Source organism: Butyrivibrio sp. AD3002, from assembly GCF_000420905.1.
Taxonomy (GTDB): domain Bacteria; phylum Bacillota; class Clostridia; order Lachnospirales; family Lachnospiraceae; genus Butyrivibrio.
Genome location: NZ_ATVV01000008.1, coordinates 13,857 through 30,648, shown reverse-complemented (window position 1 = coordinate 30,648; position 16,792 = coordinate 13,857). Strand labels below are relative to the sequence as shown.

General features: G+C 43.0%; 18 protein-coding genes. 11 read left to right on the top strand and 7 right to left on the bottom strand.

Translation table 11 applies throughout. The features are described from left to right. Positions 1-86: 86 nt before the first annotated feature. The gene (locus tag G596_RS0107320; RefSeq protein WP_022761186.1) at positions 87-1,712 is read left to right on the top strand and encodes a hypothetical protein; all 1,626 of its coding nucleotides are present in this window, start codon (positions 87-89) and stop codon (positions 1,710-1,712) included. A 58-nt stretch (positions 1,713-1,770) separates the two neighbouring features. Then, a complete protein-coding gene (locus G596_RS0107315) occupies positions 1,771-2,946 on the top strand; it encodes a phosphotransferase (protein WP_022761185.1) in 1,176 nt (391 codons plus the stop codon). Here G596_RS0107315 and G596_RS0107310 read toward each other — a convergent pair. Further along, complete coding sequence (locus G596_RS0107310; protein ID WP_022761184.1) at positions 2,932-3,345, bottom strand: ATP-binding protein; 414 nt, start codon at positions 3,343-3,345, stop codon at positions 2,932-2,934. The two genes, G596_RS0107315 and G596_RS0107310, sit on opposite strands and share 15 nt — an antisense overlap. Positions 3,346-3,552: 207 nt before the next feature. Here G596_RS0107310 and G596_RS0107305 point away from each other — a divergent pair, with 207 nt between their 5' ends. From G596_RS0107305 to G596_RS0107295, 3 genes are all read left to right on the top strand, one after another. After that, positions 3,553-3,942 carry a DUF4342 domain-containing protein gene (locus tag G596_RS0107305; RefSeq protein WP_022761183.1) on the top strand — a complete coding sequence of 130 codons (390 nt, stop codon included), beginning with the start codon at positions 3,553-3,555 and terminating at the stop codon, positions 3,940-3,942. Positions 3,943-4,059: 117 nt separating this feature from the next. Further along, positions 4,060-4,989, top strand: a complete 930-nt coding sequence (locus tag G596_RS0107300) for an AEC family transporter (RefSeq protein ID WP_022761182.1) — start codon at positions 4,060-4,062, stop codon at positions 4,987-4,989. A 6-nt stretch (positions 4,990-4,995) separates the two neighbouring features. After that, positions 4,996-5,727: a spermidine synthase gene (locus G596_RS0107295; RefSeq protein WP_022761181.1), complete on the top strand. Its 732-nt coding sequence runs from the start codon at positions 4,996-4,998 to the stop codon at positions 5,725-5,727. A 38-nt stretch (positions 5,728-5,765) separates the two neighbouring features. On the opposite strand, the gene G596_RS0107290 is transcribed toward G596_RS0107295, so the two are convergent. Further along, a complete protein-coding gene (locus G596_RS0107290) occupies positions 5,766-6,527 on the bottom strand; it encodes a hypothetical protein (RefSeq protein WP_155831949.1) in 762 nt (253 codons plus the stop codon). 328 nt (positions 6,528-6,855) lie between these two features. Here G596_RS0107290 and G596_RS0107285 point away from each other — a divergent pair, with 328 nt between their 5' ends. Then, positions 6,856-8,040 (top strand): hypothetical protein, encoded by a 1,185-nt coding sequence (locus G596_RS0107285; RefSeq protein ID WP_022761179.1) that lies wholly within the window; start codon positions 6,856-6,858, stop codon positions 8,038-8,040. 82 nt (positions 8,041-8,122) lie between these two features. Here the strand turns inward: G596_RS0107285 and G596_RS0107280 are convergent, their stop codons facing one another. The 4 genes from G596_RS0107280 to G596_RS0107265 all read right to left on the bottom strand — a co-directional run bounded on the left by G596_RS0107280 (position 8,123) and on the right by G596_RS0107265 (position 11,034). After that, positions 8,123-8,713, bottom strand: coding sequence for a cytidylate kinase-like family protein (locus tag G596_RS0107280; RefSeq protein ID WP_022761178.1), 591 nt, complete (start codon positions 8,711-8,713; stop codon positions 8,123-8,125). A gap of 15 nt (positions 8,714-8,728) precedes the next feature. Next, positions 8,729-9,472 (bottom strand): amino acid ABC transporter ATP-binding protein, encoded by a 744-nt coding sequence (locus G596_RS0107275; RefSeq protein ID WP_022761177.1) that lies wholly within the window; start codon positions 9,470-9,472, stop codon positions 8,729-8,731. Then, the gene (locus tag G596_RS0107270; protein WP_026498122.1) at positions 9,462-10,133 is read right to left on the bottom strand and encodes an amino acid ABC transporter permease; all 672 of its coding nucleotides are present in this window, start codon (positions 10,131-10,133) and stop codon (positions 9,462-9,464) included. The genes G596_RS0107275 and G596_RS0107270 overlap by 11 nt, the downstream gene beginning before the upstream one ends. Before the next feature lie 79 nt (positions 10,134-10,212). Further along, positions 10,213-11,034 (bottom strand): transporter substrate-binding domain-containing protein, encoded by an 822-nt coding sequence (locus tag G596_RS0107265; RefSeq protein WP_026671234.1) that lies wholly within the window; start codon positions 11,032-11,034, stop codon positions 10,213-10,215. A 192-nt stretch (positions 11,035-11,226) separates the two neighbouring features. Here G596_RS0107265 and G596_RS0107260 point away from each other — a divergent pair, with 192 nt between their 5' ends. The 5 genes from G596_RS0107260 (at position 11,227) to G596_RS0107240 (ending at position 15,791) form a co-directional block, all read left to right on the top strand. Continuing rightward, the gene (locus tag G596_RS0107260; RefSeq protein WP_022761176.1) at positions 11,227-12,786 is read left to right on the top strand and encodes an ABC-F family ATP-binding cassette domain-containing protein; all 1,560 of its coding nucleotides are present in this window, start codon (positions 11,227-11,229) and stop codon (positions 12,784-12,786) included. Positions 12,787-13,091: 305 nt separating this feature from the next. Beyond that, the gene (locus G596_RS0107255) at positions 13,092-13,985 is read left to right on the top strand and encodes a LysR family transcriptional regulator (RefSeq protein ID WP_022761175.1); all 894 of its coding nucleotides are present in this window, start codon (positions 13,092-13,094) and stop codon (positions 13,983-13,985) included. Between the two features lie 150 nt (positions 13,986-14,135). Beyond that, positions 14,136-14,717 (top strand): xanthine phosphoribosyltransferase, encoded by a 582-nt coding sequence (locus G596_RS0107250; RefSeq protein ID WP_022761174.1) that lies wholly within the window; start codon positions 14,136-14,138, stop codon positions 14,715-14,717. An 18-nt stretch (positions 14,718-14,735) separates the two neighbouring features. Beyond that, the gene (locus G596_RS0107245) at positions 14,736-15,260 is read left to right on the top strand and encodes a sprT domain-containing protein (protein ID WP_022761173.1); all 525 of its coding nucleotides are present in this window, start codon (positions 14,736-14,738) and stop codon (positions 15,258-15,260) included. A gap of 24 nt (positions 15,261-15,284) precedes the next feature. After that, complete coding sequence (locus G596_RS0107240; RefSeq protein WP_022761172.1) at positions 15,285-15,791, top strand: shikimate kinase; 507 nt, start codon at positions 15,285-15,287, stop codon at positions 15,789-15,791. Positions 15,792-15,863: 72 nt separating this feature from the next. On the opposite strand, the gene G596_RS0107235 is transcribed toward G596_RS0107240, so the two are convergent. After that, positions 15,864-16,784 (bottom strand): hypothetical protein, encoded by a 921-nt coding sequence (locus G596_RS0107235; protein ID WP_022761171.1) that lies wholly within the window; start codon positions 16,782-16,784, stop codon positions 15,864-15,866. Positions 16,785-16,792 lie beyond the last annotated feature (8 nt).

Genomic DNA, 16,792 nt, shown 5'->3' with positions numbered 1-16,792 from the left:
CCATGTTTGTGGTAAGATAGACTCGCTATGCTCATTAATTTTATGAAAATTTTATGAGAGGGAAAAAAGTTTGGGAGGAAATAAAAATGAGTGAACAAAGATTTGACCCGATGACGGGTCAGCCCATTAATTCGGGAAATTCAAGCGGTTATAAGTTTGATCCCATGACAGGTAAACCGATTAATCAACAGCCTGTCACACAGCAGACGACATATGCTTATGATCCGGTAGCTATTGAGAGGGAACAATCAGCCAGGAACAAAAAACTTGCCCTTGTAGTACTTGGAATAGGAGCTGTGCTGTTTCTTGTTCTTATAGTTTTCGGGGCATTTAGCGCAGCAAAGTATTTTAGTGAGAAGCTTCCGAACCAGGATGCAGAGCTTATCGGACAAAATACGGTGGAAGAGCCCGCAGAACCGGATGAACCTGTGGTAGATGAACCTTTTGTGGAAGAGCCTGCAGAGGAACCTGTAGACGAGGAACCTATAGAGGAGGCTGCAGAGGAGCCGGCAGTGGAAGAGGCTGCAGAGGAGCCGGCAGTGGAGCCCACAGAGGAGGCTACGAGTGAACCGGCAGTAACCGAAGAAAATACGCTTCAGGCAAATACACCCTCAGGAGACAGAAAATCCTGTGATCCTTATGATATTTCTGCATTTACGGTTGGAAGAATTACTTATCAGCTCCCTGAGAAAGTTAGCGACTTTCTGGAGGACGGCTGGTCCTTTAGCAGTGAGCAGGATGCATCAACAACTATTCCGGCAGGCGGACTTGAGTGCATGTGGCTCTACTATCCCGGGGATGAAGCACATGTAATGACCAGTATCAGGAACTTCAGCCTTGATGCTAAGGAAGCCAGAGACTGTTATATTACTGAAATTGATTTCAACACACCTACGGTACAGACCATGGGCGTACCCGTAACAGCTCATGGAAAAGATATATCTGTCGGCATAAGCACCAAAGGGGACGTTATAAAGGCTCTTGGAGTGCCGGACAGAGAGAATGATAACGCATATTACTACTATGGGGAAAATGCCGATGAGGATGAGTCCTCATATAAATACACAACAATTATGATGGGCGATGATGACATTGTTGAGATAATCTCGGTGCGTAATGAGCTTGAACCAACTGATCTGGAGCAGACAGAGGTAAGCACGGATGCTCCCGACTATCTTAGCTATTACGTTGCGCCTTCATCACTTGGATGTGATCCGTTATCCGGTAATTTCAAGCTAAATGGCGTAGTTTACAACCTTCCAGTACCGCTCCAGGTTCTTGTGGACAATGGCTGGAAGTACGACTATGACGAATCATATTCAATCGGAGCCGGACAGGGCGGCGTTATTGATATGTATAAAGGTGACAGCCGTATTTACATTGTGGCTTATAACAGCTCCGATAAAGCATGCATCCTTAAGAACACTATTGTGACCAGTCTGACTGTATATCAATCAGACTATTATCCGGTTGATATAGAGTTTCCAGGCGGCCTCAATCCTGATATGACCGAAAATGAGGTTAAGACCTTTTTGAACAAAAATAATATTACAAATTACGACTATACCAGGGATATCGCAATTTATACTATTCCTTTTGATCAGACCGGTGACGACAGAAGCCAGTCAGGCAACAGATATGAGATAGATTTAGGTGAGGATGGCGTCATCTACAGTATTGATATCACGTGCTATGGATGGCTTGCACAGTAACACCCGAATAATGGTATAATAATAGTACTACTGTAGTTTTTTATGAGGGGTATACCATATGAGGACTGATAGTAAAAACGGAAAAGTGACAGTTTATCCTGAGGGCAGGATAGATTCCAATACAGCTGACGGGGTTTTCAAGGAACTTGCGGAGATTACCGCGGAAAATGAAGGCGCAGAATTTGAAATCAACATGGAGGCGGTTGAATATATTTCCAGCGCCGGACTGCGATCCTTCATGAAGCTCCAAAAGAGCGGAATTTCAATGAAACTTACCGAACTTAGCCCTTCAGTTTACGAGATATTTGAGGTGACCGGTTTTACCGAAATTCTAGATATTAAAAAGGCGTATCGTAGGATTTCCGTGGATGGCTGTGAAGTCATCGGGCGCGGCTTTTATGGGACTGTGTACAGGATAGACGATGATACCATTGTCAAAGCTTATAGCTCGCCGGATAGCTTATCCATGATAGAGAATGAGCAGAAAAAGGCAAAACAGGCCTTTCTCAACGGAATTCCCACAGCAATATCGTATGATATTGTGAGAATCGGGGACAGCTACGGATCTGTATTTGAGATGCTAAAGGCAAATACCTTTAATGATCTCATAAAGGATAATCCTGAGGATGCTGATAATATCATTAAGACCTATGTGGATTTTATTAAGCAGGTTCATGAGACAGAAATGCCCCCCGGCGAACTGCATTATGCCAGGGATAATTTCTTACAAGCGTTGGACGTGGTGCGGAAATATTTATCTGACGATGAGTACGAGATATTAAAAGGATATTTGCAGAAGCTCCCGGATGATAATCACGTTATACACGGCGATTTTCAGATGAAAAATGTGATGATGGTGGATGGGGAGCCAATGCTGATAGATATGGACACCCTTGCCGTGGGACAGCCGATTTTCGACCTTGCGGGTCTTTATGTTTCCTATAAGTCATTCGTGGAGGATGAACCCGGAAATTGCATGATGTTCTTGGGAATACCGGATGAAATGGGAGACAGAATCTGGAACGGAATAATAGATAACTATTTTTCCGAAAAGTCAGCAGCAGAAAAGGAATCAATCTGTGACAAGATCAAGCTGGCTGCGGCAATACGCTTCCTCTATATTCTGGAGATATCGGATTACAAGAATTCGGACCTCGGTCAGGTAAGAATAGAGCATACCAAGGAGCACATAAAGGAACTCATTCCGAAGGTCGATTCATTACTTTTTCCATGAAGTGGCAATCGTGAAGATATTTTTATTGTCCTCACGCTTGTATGAGACTTCATCCATACTCTTCTTTACTATGAAGATTCCAAGACCGCCAATTTTCCGTTCCTCAGCGGAAAGAGTGGTGTCCGGATCTTCTCTTTCAAGAGGATTATAGGCAAAACCGGAATCAATGAAAGTTATAGTGGCTTTGGAGGCATTTTGATCAACATCAATTAAAATGGTCGCATCACCGCTGCCATCACTATAGGCATAGCTTGCTATATTGACAAAAATCTCTTCAACCGCAACATCAATCTGCATCTGAACCTTCATGGTGCAGCCTGCGTTTTCAAGCTCTTCGTCAACAATGGCAAGAAGATCGTTCAACTTTTCCACTTTCGCTTCAAGAGTTATTTCTTTCATGGCGGTACCCCTCATATAAATCTGTTATAATAATACCATACACCAAAAAATATGAAAATATTAGTTGCATATCGACTAATCCACAAAAGATGAAAGATAGGGCAGGATGTTTTGCTCTATATGATATATAACAGAAGCACAACACGTATTAGAATAAGACCATGAACAAAACAAAAACATGATTAAAGCCAAAAAGGAGGAGATATCATGAATATAACACTTGAAGCTATTGAAAAAGTAATGGAACTTACAGGCGTGGAGTACAAAACAGCAAAGGAAGCCCTTGAGAAAACAGACGGCAACATTGATGAGGCTGTAAAGCTTATTCAGCCTTCCACAAATGACATCGGCGATGACGTTAAGTGCCTCATTGATCAGCTTAAGAAAAAAGTTGGAGAGGGCAATGTAGATCGTATCCAGATCAAGAAGGATGATGAGGTTATTCTCAGTGTTCCCGTAAATGTCGGAATTATCGGCGGCATCGTTGGTCTTGCAACTGCCCCCTGGGCACTGATTGCCGGATCTGTTGCAGCTTTCGGACTTGGATGCAAACTCATCGTAGTGAAGAAGGATGGTTCTACAGACGAAATTAAGTAAAAACTGAATAAGATAAACGCAGAAATACCTCAAAAGCTGAGCCTTTTGGGGTATTTCTTTTTGCGAATAAATGTTTATAATGATAAAGATTCTTGTTATACCCAAAGGAGTTTTATAATGGTAATGCTTAAGCAGATGATAATTCTGTTCGTTTTGATGGGCGTGGGAATTATCTGCAGAAAAACAAAGATGATGAACGATGCGGTTAGTAAAGGTATGTCCGCCATCGTAGTAAATATAGCAAGTCCGGCTTTTATTCTGTCAGCTGGAATAAACCAGGAGACATATATTGGACCTGACATGCTGATAACCTGCGCAATAGTAACGGTTGTTATCTATGCAGAACTGATAATTATTGCAATTTTCCTGCCAAAGCTCCTTCGAGTAGATGCTAAGCATGTGGGGACCTACAGAGTTATGACAATATTCTCAAACATAGGCTTTATGGGCTTTCCTATAATTCTTGCGATGTATGGCGAGACGGGACTTTTATATGCTGCGTTTTTCCAGTTTCCCTTTAATCTTCTGATCTACACCTATGGCATAAGTGTTATGCAGGGTGATAGCAAAGACGGAGAAGGGCTGAATATCCAGTGGAAAAAGATCTTTAATGTAGGCGTCATAGCAGTTTTTGTGTCCGTTGCACTCTTTTTATTCAGGGTGAGGGTTCCAGCTTCCATTGAGAGTGTCATAGATTCTCTGAGTGGCCTTACGGTGCCCATGAGTATGATGGTAATAGGTTATTCTCTTGCGGGAATGAAGCTTAAGGAGCTGTTTTCCAAAAAGAGGCTCCTGGTATTTGCACTCATTAAGCTGATCATAATACCTGTTGTTACCATTTTCTGGCTGCATTTCTTCATCACGGACAAGATTCTGCTCGGTGTATGCTTCGTTATGGTTGCAACTCCGGTAGGAAGTATGACAGCTATGCTGGCTGAGGCCTATGACGGGGACAAAGAAACTGCATCTATGGGCGTTGCGCTGACGACGCTTTTGTCGGTGTTTACAATTCCGCTGTGCGGATTGTTTGTTCAAAGCTTGAGGTAGCCGGTTATGACTACATTAGAGATTCTGAGATTACTTATTTTTCCGAAAACTGTATATGTGAGTGAGGATCGGAAGCTTTCTGTGGTCGACAGGATTGAGGACGGGGAAGCTGTCAGGATTTTTTATTCGGATAAAACCAGAGAATCGGGCGTGTATCTGGAGAAGCATAAGCGAAAATACCCGCTTTTTAAATATATGGTGATGCTGAAGGATATCTGCAGAAAATACAGCGGGTTACATAAGGCACTCATGATAGGCGGTGGAGGGCTGGTTTTTGCAGAGGTTTTTCTTGGAATTGATAAAAAGAATTCCATGACGGCGGTGGAGATGGATAATCGCTGTATAGATGTAGCAGACAGATTCTTTGGAATAAAAGAAAGCGACAGGCTTGAAATAAAATGCATGGCAGGTGAAAGCTACATATCACAGATTGCGGAATATAACCTTAGAGTAAGTGATAACAAGAAAATTCTCTATGATTTTATCCTGTACGATGCCTATGTAGGAGACAGGATAGCAAGAGGGCTTGTTACCGAGAATATGCTGAAAATGGCAAAGATGATCATGAAGCCTGATGGAATTATCGCTATGAATGTTATCAACGATGCAGGTGGAACTGTGAAGATGCAGACTTATATTACGCAGAAGTTCCTGCAGGGGATATTCAAATATACGAGCCTTACAATGTGTGAAAACAGAGGAAACAGTATTCTTCTGGCTTCTGACAGAATGCTATAGATTAGTCATACAATATTGTATGGGTGGTTGTATGGTGGTCATACTCCGACATATCTTCGGCGAAGGTATATACCTAAACCCAGTAGCCCGAAGGTCTCAGTGAAGTGGAAGATAAGTGAGGACCATACAATACCTATTCTATAGTCGCCTACAGTTACTGTCTGCATTCCGAGCAAAACGAAGGATATCAGGAAAAAACTTATAAGTAAAAGGGCCATTGCTTTTAATAGTCTGTCCTTAAGACATATTCCCGTCATGAAAAGACCTAGAAGGAGCGCCACAAGAAGGCTTATATATTTAAAGCCGTGAGAGCTGTTGTAAATCATGACATATTGTTCACGAAGTTCTTTCGTGTAATCGGCAAGTTCTGTAAGATTCAAAATGAATTTCCTATATACAATTGAAGAAATATCATAAACAAGGCGTACGCCGACCAGTATCACGCCCCAGAGCTCAAGGAGCTGGATTATTGCATCACCGGAGAGAGTCGGAACGCTTGAGCCCATAACCTCCTGCTGAAGGACCGCCATTTTGAGTTTGTCGGATTCCTCCACGACAGAGAGGGATTTTTTTAGCGCACGCCATTTTGACACAAAAACGATTGCCATCACGAGAACCGCGAGTGATGACACGATGAACTGGCTCATCAGAATGCGCGAATTCAGCATGTCCGGACGGGATGCGTTTTTCGATCTGATGAGCTGTCTTGCAATAAACAGTATTAAGTTCGCCAGGAGATGAATTCCTGACGCGCAGAATAATGAATCCGATAAATAATGAGTTTTTCTGTTTATGAACATATTGTTATTTTATCACGCTTTGATATAATGGAACACTGTACGAGGGGACAAAAACATTTATAAAATGGAGGAAAGTGTATGAGGAAATTTTCAAAAAATCGGTGCAACCGCACTTGCGCTTGCGCTGTCCGTAGCGTTCGCTACGCCGGCTTCTGTTAATGCCGCAAACTACCCTGTCAAGTATATTGAGTTAGAGAAGGAAAAAACAAATGTTACATATTCCAGTAAGCTTATTACCGAAGATAATACGATAATATACCAGACTACGGATTATAAGGCATTTCAGGCGGAGGCTGCGAAATATTCCGGCGATAGCACTGTTAAGAGAGTGACCACTACAGTCAAGGGAAACAAAACATATTATTTGGTAAGTGCAACAGTTAAAAACGAGATTTCGGGAGCAACCGGATCAGATGCAGATCCGAAGGCTACATATGCTGAGGAGGAGACATTAACTAAGCGAATTTATATAAATTCTGATGGACCGACTCTTTTGGGTGTCGGACTCAGAAATGGCGATGTTGCCATAAAGAAGCTTAAATCATCCAAAAACAGTGTCCTCACAGCAACAATTGACCGTAGTAAGGGCGGTGTTGCAAAGACTGATGAAAATGCTGATATTGAAAAGGATAAGAATGGAAATTATTATTACCGTACTTCAACAGGACAAAAGATAATAATTCCGAAGAATGCTAAAGGAACCGGATACGACAAAGAATCAGCAGAATATAAGAATTCAAACGGTTCAGCTGCGGCAGTCTACATAAAGCTTACCCCTAAGAGATGCGGTACATCAAAGGTTTCCTTTGCTGTTTACAATAAATACGGTAAACAGACAGGAAAGATTGCTGTTAAGATCACAGTAAGAAGTGATGGAGATGTCTTTAAGACCTTCTCTTTTGGTGGAAAATCCCTGATTCAGAAACATTATGGGGACAAAAACTATATAAACTATGGCAGAAAAGTAAATTCCTATGATTATAATCTTTCAACAAAGAAAAAAGGCAGGCTTGTAGTTAAGGCCAATAAGGGCTATAAGATTGTAAAAATTCTCGTTGGAACGTATGAAAAGCCGAAGTCTATAAAAGGCGTGGATTATGATAAGTATTCCAATACATACTATGATGTTGATAATGAGTATGGATCTTCGTCTGCAAAAGGTAAGACTAATGCTACACCCCATGATTATAACGGAGACGGAGATGTATTGGATAAGGTTTATGGTAATTACGAGTACAATCGTGGTATGAAATACAAGACGGTTAAGTCCGGAAAAACCATAAAGCTTGGACAATATGGATCTAATTCAGGAAAGTGGACTACAACAGAAGTTGACAAGGATGCTAAACTAGGAAATAGGACTACGACTATTGACGAAGTATATTACTCAGACTATGCGCCTACAAATATTATGGTAGTCTACTACGATATTGAAGACAAATACTATGGAGTAACAAGCACAACCATCTATGCGAAGGCAAAGCAGCCTAAGGGTAAGAAATCAAAGAAATAATTTTGGTTTGATGGATATAGTTAAAGCCTCGGAGCTAATCACATGCTCCGGGGCCTTTTTAATGGTTTTGGATGTTATTATATCAGGTATCCTGCGCTGCCTTGCATATAAGATCAACACAGCCGTCAATGCCTAACGTTGAACTCTTTACCGCCAGATCGTAGAATTCGGCGCTTCCGAAAGTGGTATCGGTGTAGTGCTTACAATATTTCTTCCTGGTCCTGTCAACTGAATGCATATGCTCGAGAATTTTCTCATCAGAGACACCGGGCATTTTTCCGCGCATGCGCTGCAGGCGGAAATGCTCTGAGGCAGCGATGAATACGTGGAGAGTGTGGTCGTACTCTTTAAGAATGATATTGGCGTTTCTTCCGACAATTACGCAGTTACCCTTTTCAGCGACTTTTTTTATGGCCTCCTTTTGTGCGTTGAAAAGGCGCTCATCCAGGGGCTTGTTATAGAAATCAAAAAGACTCTGGCCGAATCCGAACTCTGTAGGAACACGCTCATCGTAGTAGCGGACTTCCTCCGGAGAGAGGTTACCGCTTTCGATAGCAGCTTTTAATATCATATCCTTGTCACAATAATAGAATCCAAGTCTGTCAGCGACAGCCTGGCCGATGGTGCTTCCGCCGGCACCAAACTGTCTGCTTATAGTTATTATATTCTTCATAAATTCCACCGTTATTTATAAGACTTTATTTAAGAAATCTATGGTTCTTTCTTCTTTGGGATTAAGGAGAACTTCCTGAGGAGTTCCTTCCTCAACGATATAGCCCGCATCCATGAAGATAACCCTGTCGGCCACCTCACGCGCAAAGCCCATTTCATGCGTTACGATAACCATGGTCATTCCGTCTGCCGCAAGGTCTTTCATAACCTGCAAAACCTCGCCTACCATTTCGGGATCGAGAGCAGAGGTGGGTTCGTCGAAAAGCATGATGTCAGGTTCCATGCAAAGAGCCCTTGCGATAGCTACACGCTGCTTCTGACCGCCTGAAAGCTGGCTGGGGAAGCTGGATTCTTTGTCTGCAAGACCGACCTTCTCAAGCATTTTCTTGGCCCTCTTTACGGCTTCATCCTTGCTGCACTTTTTGAGCTGAACGGGAGCCAGAGTCAGGTTATCCAATATATTCAGGTTGTTGAAAAGATTGAAATGCTGGAAAACCATGCCGATATTTTCGCGGACATGATTGATGTTTACCTGCTTTTGAGTGATATCTTTTCCATCAATAACAACTGTTCCCGATGTGACCTTCTCAAGCTTGTTGAGACAACGAAGAAAGGTTGATTTTCCGGAGCCGGAGGGGCCTATTACACAGACCACTTCTCCCTTATGTATTTCTGCGGAAATGTCTGAAAGTACTTCCAGACTTCCGTAGCATTTCTTTAAGTTTTGAACTTTTATCTTGATTTCGTTTTTATCTGCCAACGCTGAGCCTCCTTTCAACCACCTTTGCGCTTCGTGAAAGGATAGTTATAACGATAAGGTACATGATTCCGACGATAGCCCATGTCTGGAAGGACATGAAGGTGTTCGCCTGCACGTTTTTAGCCGTGTTGACGAGCTCCGGGAAGCCGATTACCGACAAAATCGAGGTATCCTTAAGAGTGATTATAAACTGATTGATGAAAGTGGGGATCATGGTCCGAATAGCCTGAGGAAGAACGACTTTTCTCATAGCCATTCCGTAGGTGAGACCGAGTGATCTAGCAGCTTCCATCTGACCGATATCAACTGACTGAATGCCCGCGCGGACAATTTCAGCCATATATGCGCCGCAGTTCAGTGCAAGACAGATTGTTCCTGCCTGAAGTGCAGTCAGGCTTATTGAAAAGCCTCCGATGATTGTATTGAAAAAGTACGGAACTCCGAAATAAACAAAAAACGCCAGAACAATCATAGGAACGCCTCTTATGACGTCTACGAAAATCTGGGAAATGATGTTGCAGGCTCTGTTTTTAATAACACCCATTATTCCGAAGATCATACCGATAATGCATGCAAAAAACAGGCCCAGAAGGGCAAGAAGAAGTGTTCTTCCGAGAGCCACCAGCAGCATACCGCCATATACTGTAATAATCTTAACCATTTATTTGTTCCTCATAAAAATACACAATAGCCTGCAAAAGCCCCGTAATGAGGCTTTTTGCAGGCAATAATAATTAGTTTTATTCACCAAGATATTTAGCAACGATCTCGTCGTATTTTCCGTTTGCCTTGATGTTTGCAAGTCCTTTGTTGAACAGGTCTACAAGCTCCTGATTGTCTGCGTTGAAGATAGCAAAGCCGTACTGAGCGGGATCATTACCTGTTCCGTCCACGATTTTCATGGAGAGTCCGGAATCCTTGATGTTGGCAGCCATGATCGGTGTGTCATCAAAAGTTGCAGCAACCTGTCCGCCTACAACTGCCTGATACATGGTCGGTGAATCCTCGAAATATGTAACAGTGAAGCCGTATTGATCAGCAAGACTTTCAGCATAAGATGCGCTCATAGTACCTGTCTTAACAGCAACAGATTTGCCGCTAAGGCCGTCAAAGCCTGTGATGTCTGAAGATGCTTCTACAGCCATGCTCTGGTTTGCATCGTAGTAACCGTCTGAGAAGATCCAGCCGGACTCTTTTCTCTCATCTGTGATGGATGCACCGGCGATCATACCGTCTGCCTGACCTGCCTGGCAAGCAGCGATTGAAGCGTCCCAACCAAGAACCTGCATCTCATATTTAAAGCCCTGATCCTCAGCGATAGCTGCGAGAATATCCATATCAATTCCGACAAAATTTCCGCTGTCATCGGTGTACTCAAATGGCTTGAAGGATGTATCCGTAGCGATTTTCCAAACTTTGCCCGAAGCATCGCCTGCGGGAGCCTCTGCAGCTGCCTCATCAGTGCTTGATGCAGGCTGTGCTGACTCGCCTGAAGCGCCGCCACAGCCGGCTACAGTAGCCATCATACATGCCATTACAATACCTAACAATTTCTTTTTCATAACCTCTCACTCCTTCCGTGTACGATTGGAATTTATCTAAAAAAATGGGGCATCGGCTAATCGAAATAGCAGACGCCCTTGTCTTTGATATTGATAATATAGCGGATTTTCGGTTGTAATGCAAGGTTTTAATTCGCTCTTCAAATGACTGCCGCCATGCAATATACTGTATTGATAGAAAGGAGCAGCTAAATGAGTATTTTAGATGTTGAACATCTGACACATGGTTTTGGAGACAGAGCCATTTTTGATGATGTGTCATTCAGACTCCTCAAAGGGGAGCATATAGGACTTGTTGGTGCAAACGGTGAGGGCAAATCCACCTTTATGAACATAATCACCGGTAAATTAATGCCTGATTCCGGCAATATCGAATGGGCTAAGAACGTTAAGGTCGGTTATCTTGATCAGCATGCAGTCCTCAGAGAGGGTATGACGATAAGAGATGTCCTCGCTTCAGCCTACGAGCCTCTTTTTGATATGGAAAAACGCATGAATGAAATATGTGATGCGATGGGTGAGGCTGATGAAAAGCAGCTTGAGGAGTATATGGAAGAGCTGGGAACAATCCAGGACCTTCTGACAAATCACGATTTTTATCTGATAGATTCCAAGATCGAAGAGGTATCAAGAGCTCTGGGATTCCTGGAACTCGGCCTTGAGCGCGATGTAACGGAGCTCTCCGGAGGCCAGAGAACCAAGATTCTTCTCGCAAAGCTATTATTGGAGAAGCCGGATATTCTTCTTCTGGACGAGCCCACAAACTATCTGGACGCGGAGCATATCGTATGGCTGACCAGATATCTCCAGGAATATGAAAACGCCTTTATTTTAATATCGCATGATATTCCATTTATAAACAATGTTGTGAATATCATTTATCACATGGACGGACAGACTCACAGTCTCGACAGATATGTGGGTGATTACGATAAGTTTATGGAAGTCTATGAGGTAAAGAAGGCACAGAGAGAAGCTGCATATAACAGACAGCAGCAGGAGATTGCGGATTTAAAGGACTTTGTCGCCAGGAATAAGGCAAGAGTTGCAACCAGAAACATGGCGATGGCGAGACAGAAAAAGCTCGATAATATGGAGCTTATTGAGAAGATTCAGGAAAAGCCCAAGCCGGAGTTCTATTTCAAGACAGCTAGGACACCGGGGAAATACCTGTTTGAGCTCAAGGATCTCATAATAGGCTATGATGAGCCGCTTTCAAAACCGCTCAATCTGGCAATTGAGAGAAATTCATTTCTGGTACTTACCGGTGCGAACGGAATCGGTAAAACCACACTGTTAAAGAGCATTCTGGGAATAACACCCGCTATTTCAGGCAAGGTTACCAGGGGTGAGAACGTTGAAATCGGGTACTTTGAACAGGAAATGTCGCCTGATATCGAGACTACCTGTCTCGAAGAGATATGGAATGAATTCCCGTCATTTTCTCAGTATGAAGTGAGGTCGGCACTGGCGAAATGCGGTCTTACCACCAAACATATAGAGAGCAAATGTAAAGTACTCTCCGGTGGTGAGCAGGCAAAGGTTCGCCTGTGTAAGCTTATGAACAGGGAATCCAATATTCTTGTACTCGACGAGCCCACGAACCACCTTGATGTAGATGCTAAGGAAGAGCTTCACAGAGCGCTTAAAGAGTACAAGGGAACCGTGCTTATGGTCTGTCATGAGCCTGAATTTTACGAGGATCTTGCTACGGAAGTAATAGATTGTACAAAGTGGACGACTAAGATCTGACATGCTGATACCAATATCGTATAAAATAAAAAATCCGCGGCGATGCCGCGGATTTTAAACTTTATGCAAAAGTCTTATAGTATTCTTCAAGTGCTTCCTCAATCATTTTCAAAAGATGTCTCATAACCCTGTCCCCCTTTCTTAAACAAGATATGTACTATATGTTTCATTTCATGCCGTTTTCCGTCGGCGATATTTCGTATTTCCTTTATCTGATTACAGCATAACACCTTGCATAGCTGTTGTATAATACATATATAAGAGGATTAGCTATACCTTAGAAGTATATGTGAAAGGAGAGCAATATGGAACTTCGACATATCAGATATTTCCTCACAATAGCAGAAGAAGGCAGTTTTACAAAGGCTGCAGAGAAGCTATGCATCGCGCAGCCTCCGCTCAGCCGGCAGATAAGGGATCTGGAGGAGGAGCTTGATACGCAGCTGTTTGTACGGAAGGCAAGAGGACTTGAGCTTACGGAGTCGGGAGAGCGTTTTATGCAGTACGCAAGGAGAATTAAGCAGCTCTCCGATCAGTCTCTTGAGGATATCAGAGAGATGAGAGAAGGCCTTACAGGCAGGCTGTACCTTGCTACGGTTGAAGGACATGCACCTGAACTGTTCGCAAGCTGGATCTGCGATTTTAAGAAGAAATATCCGCTTGTTGAATACGAGGTGTGGAACGGAAATTCCGACGATGTTGTGAAGAGAGTTCATGCAGGACTAAACGAGATAGGAGTTATAACGCTACCCTACGATGAAGAGGGTCTGGACGGGCGGCTTGTTTACACGGAGCCCTGGGTTGCAATGATACCGGAAAATCACCCGCTTGCCACAGAAAAAGGCGATTCCATAGAAATCGCCAAGCTTGCACCCTATGAGCTTATTATTCCCTCCAGAAGATCCAGGAGAAAAGAAATAGAGAACTGGTTTGCCCCCTTAAACTGTGAACCGAAGATAATTTGCCGTATAGCACACATGCTGAACGCCTACGAACTGACTGCGGGCGGACTTGGAATCGCAATTTATCCCGCATCTGCCGCCAAATATATCAGTAAAGGCGTAGTGATTAAGCGCATCGCCAAGCCGGATGTCACCGCAGGCTATGTACTGGTCAAAAGTTCAAAGCGCAATCTTTCCAAGGTCGCAGAGGAATTCTGGAACATGGTTAACGGGATATATGACGAAGACAAAAAATGAGTATATATACAAAAAGCTGTCTTCGGGCAGCTTTTTTATTTCACTAATAATTTAGAAATCTACCAAAGCAAATTATTATATAATAAATATACAGCTTTGGTGTTTAAAAGCAGGAACGGATATAGTAATTTTTTATGAGGAGGAACAATCATGAAGATTCTTGAGGAAAAGATTCTTGAGTGTGGCAAGGTATATCCCGGAAACATTCTTAAAGTGGACAGCTTTTTGAACCATCAGATTGATGTAGGGCTTCTGGAAGTGATAGGAGAAGCTTTTTATGAGAAGTATAAGGACAGGAAGATCACCAGAATTCTTACCATCGAAGCATCAGGGATACCGATAGCCTGCGCAGTAGCGAAGTACTTTGGAGTTCCGGTTGTTTTTGCCAAGAAATCCAAGAGTCTTAATATTGGTGATGATGTATATGTATCAAGGGTGAGTTCCTTCACATATGGAAAAGAATATGATGCAACAGTTTCGAGAGAATATTTAAATTCGGATGACCATGTTCTCTTAATTGATGATTTCATAGCTATCGGTAATGCCATGAAAGGACTGGTAGAAATCTGTGACCAGGCAGGAGCAAAGGTGGAAGGCATAGGAATTTGCATAGAAAAGGGCTTCCAGCAGGGAGGCGCGGACTTAAGGCAGATGGGATACGACGTCACTTCTCTTGCTATTATCGATGAGATGAAGGACAATGGCGAGATTATTTTCAGAGAGGCTGACTAACGGAGATAACAGAAGTACATGAAGGATTTTGAAGCATTAAAGGAAAAGAGCCTCAGCGATGTAAAAAGCGCGGGGATACAAATAGGCAATATTGTATCCTGGGAGATTAACAAAAGAGCAAAAACAAGATGGGGACAGTGTAAAAAGAATATTGATGGTACGTACGCAATACAGATATCATCAGCGCTTCTGACGGATGACCGAATTTCCGAAAAAGCTGTGCTGGAGACCATGATCCACGAAATACTGCATACCTGCAAGGATAGTATGAATCATACAGGGTGCTGGAAGAGAAATGCGGATATTATGAATAGAATCTACGGCTATAATATAAAACGCATAACCAGGGGCAGTGAGAAGGGAGTAGAGGATTACAAGAGCACTCCGCTGGCGATAAAATATGTTTTTACCTGCAGAGGCTGCGGCGCCAAAATATACAGAAAACGCGATTCGAAATTCACAAGAAATTACAGGCGTTATGGTTGTACAAGGTGCGGCGCAGTTGCATGGTCCAGGCAGACTGTAGCTGAAATTAAATTGTAATTTTAGAGATTGGATAAACAGGAAATGAAGAAAGACAATATTATATTGATTGGTATGCCGGCTTCGGGTAAGAGCACGATGGGAGTTGTTCTTGCGAAGATTCTCGGATACAACTTTGTGGACGCCGATCTGGTAATCCAGAAGCGGGAAGGAAAAAGGCTGTCCGAAATCATCGAAGAGCAGGGAATTGAGAAATTCATTGAGATTGAAAACAGGACAAATTCCGAGATAGAGGAAGAAAAAAGTGTCATTGCTACCGGTGGAAGCGTAGTTTACGGCAAGGAGGCAATGGAACACTACAAGAATATAGGGAAGGTAGTATATCTCAAGGTGGATATGGAAGAGTTGACAAACCGCCTGCAGGATGCGAAACAGCGCGGAGTAGTCATGAGAGAAGGGCAGACTCTATTATCCCTCTATAACGAGAGAAGCGCGCTTTATGAAAAGTATGCGGACATCACGATTGAGGAAAAGGATCACAACCTTGAAGAAGTGGTGGAACTTACTCTACATGCACTAGGTGGAAAGTAAAACTTCCCCGTCAAAGCCTTCCCCTTGGGGGGGAAGGTGGCACGAAGTGCCGGATGAGGGGAATCTTTTAGTTTATATGGTTTTAGCATTTTCTAAATCAAGTGCATCCTCAGCAGTAGGTGCATCTTCTTTCGAGTCAGCCACATCTTTTTCATCGTCACGGTTTCCCATAATTTCATTCAGCATCTGCTGGATCATTTGCTGAATCATGGAGTTAAGCTCATCTACAATATTGTTATAGCTCTTTGTTGAAACAGAAGTTACGCCGGTTTTTTCGGAAGTAGTATCTTCCCTGCCGATATTCATCAGCTTTTCAAAGAACGTCTCCATTTGCTCAAACAGCTTCTTTGCACCGGAAAGATTTCCATCTGTTTCTGCAGCAAATCCGACCTTGTAAAGGTAATTACCATTCTCGGTAATGTCCTCCGGCATTGCATTCTTTACTGCTTTCATGGCATTGTCTGCAAGTCCTTCCGTATCTCTGATATAGGCGCAGAGTGTGGCAAAACCTGCGTAATCTGTATTTGTGGGATCAACGCTGTAGGGATCTATCTCTTTTGAGAATGAATTACCATCCTTATCTATTCCGGATGCAGTATAGATTCTGGAACCACCCGACACATTTATTGTTATCTTCAGCTCCTGCTGGCCGCTACTAACGTCAAATGCTGACGAACCGGTGCTTTTTTCCGTAGCACCTGTTATGTCAGAAGGCATCTTGGCAGTTATTATTCTCGTATATGACAGGAATGCGCCTTGACCGTAAGGGCTTGACTCGCTTGCCTTTATTACTTTGGCATCATCTCCTGTATTTGTTACATCCCCCGTTTCAGTTGCTTTTTCAGTGGCAAGGTTCATTGCGGTAAGAAAGCTTGGAACTTCCGAGTCACTGTTTACAGTGCTTTTCACCTGGGAAGCACCTGTTCCAATCTTAAAGGCGCCGAAAGCCATATAGACGCTTCTGTAACCACCGATATTGTTGAGATCTTCCATATATACCC

Coding starts and splice junctions, on each gene's coding strand:
- G596_RS0107320 (WP_022761186.1), top strand. CDS start 87: ATGAGTGAACAAAGATTTGACCCGATGACGGGTCAGCCCATTAATTCG.
- G596_RS0107315 (WP_022761185.1), top strand. CDS start 1,771: ATGAGGACTGATAGTAAAAACGGAAAAGTGACAGTTTATCCTGAGGGC.
- G596_RS0107310 (WP_022761184.1), bottom strand. CDS start 3,345: ATGAAAGAAATAACTCTTGAAGCGAAAGTGGAAAAGTTGAACGATCTT.
- G596_RS0107305 (WP_022761183.1), top strand. CDS start 3,553: ATGAATATAACACTTGAAGCTATTGAAAAAGTAATGGAACTTACAGGC.
- G596_RS0107300 (WP_022761182.1), top strand. CDS start 4,060: ATGGTAATGCTTAAGCAGATGATAATTCTGTTCGTTTTGATGGGCGTG.
- G596_RS0107295 (WP_022761181.1), top strand. CDS start 4,996: ATGACTACATTAGAGATTCTGAGATTACTTATTTTTCCGAAAACTGTA.
- G596_RS0107290 (WP_155831949.1), bottom strand. CDS start 6,527: ATGTTCATAAACAGAAAAACTCATTATTTATCGGATTCATTATTCTGC.
- G596_RS0107280 (WP_022761178.1), bottom strand. CDS start 8,713: ATGAAGAATATAATAACTATAAGCAGACAGTTTGGTGCCGGCGGAAGC.
- G596_RS0107270 (WP_026498122.1), bottom strand. CDS start 10,133: ATGGTTAAGATTATTACAGTATATGGCGGTATGCTGCTGGTGGCTCTC.
- G596_RS0107265 (WP_026671234.1), bottom strand. CDS start 11,034: ATGAAAAAGAAATTGTTAGGTATTGTAATGGCATGTATGATGGCTACT.
- G596_RS0107260 (WP_022761176.1), top strand. CDS start 11,227: ATGAGTATTTTAGATGTTGAACATCTGACACATGGTTTTGGAGACAGA.
- G596_RS0107255 (WP_022761175.1), top strand. CDS start 13,092: ATGGAACTTCGACATATCAGATATTTCCTCACAATAGCAGAAGAAGGC.
- G596_RS0107250 (WP_022761174.1), top strand. CDS start 14,136: ATGAAGATTCTTGAGGAAAAGATTCTTGAGTGTGGCAAGGTATATCCC.
- G596_RS0107245 (WP_022761173.1), top strand. CDS start 14,736: ATGAAGGATTTTGAAGCATTAAAGGAAAAGAGCCTCAGCGATGTAAAA.
- G596_RS0107240 (WP_022761172.1), top strand. CDS start 15,285: ATGAAGAAAGACAATATTATATTGATTGGTATGCCGGCTTCGGGTAAG.
- G596_RS0107235 (WP_022761171.1), bottom strand. CDS start 16,784: ATGGAAGATCTCAACAATATCGGTGGTTACAGAAGCGTCTATATGGCT.